The organism is Peptoniphilus sp., from assembly GCF_034090345.1.
GTDB lineage: Bacteria > Bacillota > Clostridia > Tissierellales > Peptoniphilaceae > Peptoniphilus.
On the sequence record NZ_JAXDSS010000036.1, the window covers coordinates 1 to 2351 of the forward strand.

Here is a 2351-nt window from a genome sequence, read left to right on the forward strand (position 1 = left end):
TTATATATTCTCTTTTGTTATTAGTTTTTTTGAGTTCTACTTCTAATTCTTGAATTTGTTTTTGTATATCTTTCATAATATTATTATACTACATTAAATCACACAATTGTATCTATTGTTTAACGGATATTAGTATTAAAAAGTGTATAGGAAGGATTATCTTGCAAAAGCTCTCTGTCCACCAAATAGTTAAAATATCCGTTTAGATGCTTTCTTTTGTTGTTAAAAGTGGTGTTACCGTTATTAACAGAAACATATTTAAAATATTCTAAAACCTTCTGACATAAAGAATTAAAATTACTTATATCAAGTTCGCCGATAACATCCTTGAAATTTAAAAAAACCTTATAATAACTGTTAATCGAAATATCCTTTGAACCCTCTATTTTTTTAAAATCTAAAAACTCTCTTTCTTTCTCTGTTAATTTCTCTAAATACATAGTCAGTCTCCTTCTTTTTTAAAATTATTTGTTAAATGGGTGGTAGACTGACCTTAAAAAGCATAAAAAAAATCCAACCTTGTATTTTACAATTTTACAAGGTTGGATTTAGTGTGGTGGAGGCGGCGGGAGTCGAACCCGCGTCCGAAAGCCCTTCACAGACAGCTTCTCCGAGTGCAGTCACATCATTTAAATTCGATTTAAATCCTTGATGAACAAAGTCTTTAAATTATAACAACATTAATACCTACTAAGATATGTTGTCTTTCCTAGCTTCGTGTCCCGTTAATTTGACACCTTACTCTAAGCCACGGGGTTCAAAGAGAAGATGAGCTGCGCTTAGGCAGCAAACGCTAATTCGTTATTGTCGTTTAATTTTTTTTGAGACTTTTACGTTATTCTCAAAACGACTCGCTACTGTAAGCTCCAAACCCCCGTCGAAACCAGTTTCGCCCCCAAGATGGATAATATAATTATAAATTAAAAACTACTTTCGGTCAATTAAACTTAAATAGTAACCGCAGATTCCGCCAATAAAGTTTAATAGAAAGTCATCTATATCAAAAGTTCTGCCAACTGTGAGTTGTATAATTTCTATTGACAAAATGGCCATAGTAAGTATTAGAGAGATACTCTTTATTTTTTTGAATTGAGGATATATTTTTGTGAGTAGATATCCAAATGGAATGAACAAAAATGTATTTCCAAAGATATTTAATATTGTATGAGATATACCGGCATATAATATATAGTTTTTAATGGTTCTAAAAGGAATTAAATTTATTTTAGAATGCTCCAATATATTTTTGAAATTTCCCGCCATGTCAAAGTATTGTGTACTGTTAGAGCCAACAACGTATGAGTTTGGCATAAAAAGGAATATGCTCATAGTCAATATATAAGAATAAAAAATACTGATATAAAACTCTCTAATTGGCGAAGAACCTTTTTTCAAATGAGGGAAAAAATGAGTTCTTATAATTGAAAAACAAATGAATGTTACTGAAAATATTATTATCGCTTTTGAAAGAAAAAATAAAATCAATTTTATATCGTCCAATCTGTAAAGTTTTCTATATAGAAATCACATTCTTCTTTTAGCATTTCATAGTTGGCAATAGAATATTGGTCAATTACACAACAAGTTTTTATTCCAGTTTCTTTAGCTGCTAATAGGGCAAATTCGGAATCATCAAATAGAAGTGTAGAGCTCGCTGAAATTTTTTCGATATCTAATATTTTATCAAAGAATTTAGGGGAGTCTTTTTTCTCGCCAACGGTATCTGATGTGTATATGCCATCAAAATAATGGTATATTCCAAATTTATCTAGTGTAGGTTTTACAAATTCTTCATTTGTAGCAGTTGTAAGTAGCACTTTTTTTCCAAGTTCTTTATATTTTTTCAAGACTTCTATAGCCCCAATTTTAGGATCTACTTCATTTAAATAGAAGTACATTACTGTATTTTTAAAATCTTTATGGATTTTATCTGCGCTTTCTGGAAGATTGTAATATTCTTTTAAAAAAGCTGAGCTCATTACAAGGCTCATAGTGCTCATAGTTTTAATGACATCATCTGTTATTTTTAGATTTTTACGAAGTAGAAAGTTGCTTCCAAGATTTTTCCACATGTGCATGGAATCTAAGAGGGTACCATCTAAATCGAACATAATTGTGTTCATACAAACTCCTTATTTATAGAAATATAAACATTATAAGAAATAAGGTTTATAGCATTATTTAAATTTAGGTATAAAAAAAGCACCGCTAATGCGATGCTTTTTGATGGTCGGGGTGAGAGGATTTGAACCCCCGGCCCCATGGTCCCAAACCACGTGCGCTACCAAACTGCGCTACACCCCGAAATCAAAGTACTAATAAATTATAATTCTATTATGAAAATTTTGCAA

The 2351-nt window shown here is 30.6% G+C and carries 3 protein-coding genes, 1 tRNA gene and 1 other RNA gene; all 5 read right to left on the reverse strand.

Annotated elements, in window-relative coordinates:
• Positions 1-119: 119 nt before the first annotated feature.
• Positions 120-440, reverse strand: a complete 321-nt coding sequence (locus SOR77_RS02955; protein WP_320635704.1) for a hypothetical protein — start codon at positions 438-440, stop codon at positions 120-122.
• A 114-nt stretch (positions 441-554) separates the two neighbouring features.
• Positions 555-897: a transfer-messenger RNA gene (gene ssrA, locus SOR77_RS02960) on the reverse strand.
• Between the two features lie 30 nt (positions 898-927).
• Positions 928-1500, reverse strand: a complete 573-nt coding sequence (locus SOR77_RS02965) for a VanZ family protein (RefSeq protein WP_320635705.1) — start codon at positions 1498-1500, stop codon at positions 928-930.
• On the reverse strand, positions 1488-2123 hold the full coding sequence (locus tag SOR77_RS02970; protein ID WP_320635706.1) for an HAD family hydrolase: 636 nt from the start codon (positions 2121-2123) through the stop codon (positions 1488-1490). The genes SOR77_RS02965 and SOR77_RS02970 overlap by 13 nt, the downstream gene beginning before the upstream one ends.
• 104 nt (positions 2124-2227) lie before the next feature.
• Positions 2228-2304: transfer RNA gene (locus tag SOR77_RS02975), tRNA-Pro, on the reverse strand.
• Positions 2305-2351: the final 47 nt, after the last annotated feature.

Bases quoted from the DNA above. Each gene is read 5' to 3' on its own strand.
- SOR77_RS02955 (WP_320635704.1), bottom strand. From the start codon at position 440: ATGTATTTAGAGAAATTAACAGAGAAAGAAAGAGAGTTTTTAGATTTT.
- SOR77_RS02970 (WP_320635706.1), bottom strand. From the start codon at position 2,123: ATGAACACAATTATGTTCGATTTAGATGGTACCCTCTTAGATTCCATG.